The 752-nt window shown below is 39.6% G+C and carries 2 tRNA genes and 2 rRNA genes; all 4 read left to right on the top strand.

What is annotated here, in order from left to right:
• Positions 1 to 57: ribosomal RNA gene (locus B0E44_RS16015) — 16S ribosomal RNA — on the top strand; the annotation flags it as partial.
• A gap of 140 nt (positions 58 to 197) precedes the next feature.
• Positions 198 to 271 (top strand) — tRNA-Ile (locus B0E44_RS16010).
• 88 nt (positions 272 to 359) lie between these two features.
• A tRNA-Ala gene (locus tag B0E44_RS16005) sits at positions 360 to 433 on the top strand.
• A gap of 196 nt (positions 434 to 629) precedes the next feature.
• Positions 630 to 752, top strand: a 23S ribosomal RNA gene (locus B0E44_RS16000); the annotation flags it as partial.

Raw genomic sequence — 752 nt, 5'->3', positions numbered from 1 at the left:
AGGGCTAAGTCGTAACAAGGTAGCCGTACCGGAAGGTGCGGCTGGAACACCTCCTTTCTAGAGCCTTAGTGTTAGTGGCAACACACGCTAGGGAAAGAAGACGAAAAGAACTTTTGGTTACAAATAATAGGATTATATTACTCTTGCTGTTAATTTAAAAAACAAGCGCCGAACAGCGCAAAAATAAGAATGAAGAGTGTCTCGTAGCTCAGCTGGTTAGAGTACTACACTGATAATGTAGGGGTCGACAGTTCGAGTCTGTCCGAGACAACTATTTTACTCTTAAGAAGGAAATTTTAGAGGTTGAGTAACCGTTTGAAGTACTGTTAACTGAAAACTGTTAACTGCCAACTAAAAATGGGGGATTAGCTCAGCTGGCTAGAGCGCCTGCCTTGCACGCAGGAGGTCAACGGTTCGACTCCGTTATTCTCCACTATCTTTAAGAAGATAGAATATAGAAAAAAGAATATAGACTAAGTCTATTCTCTATTATCTATGTTCTTTATTTTAAAAAGAAAAAGTTCATTGACATATTGAGATAAGAAATAATAAAAAGTAGAAAGCAGATTTTTCTAATTTATTAGAAAAATCGAAACAAAACGGTCTCGTTGTAAAAACGAGATTGGTACAATAAGCAAAATAAGGGCGTATGGGGGATGCCTAGGCTCTCAGAGGCGATGAAAGGCGTGATAAGCTGCGAAAAGTTACGGGGACGAGCACACATCGATTGATCCGTAAATACCTGAATGGGG

This window comes from Flavobacterium sp. A45, from assembly GCF_002001005.1.
Lineage (GTDB): Bacteria > Bacteroidota > Bacteroidia > Flavobacteriales > Flavobacteriaceae > Flavobacterium.
This window is presented reverse-complemented; position numbering and strand designations above follow the sequence as displayed.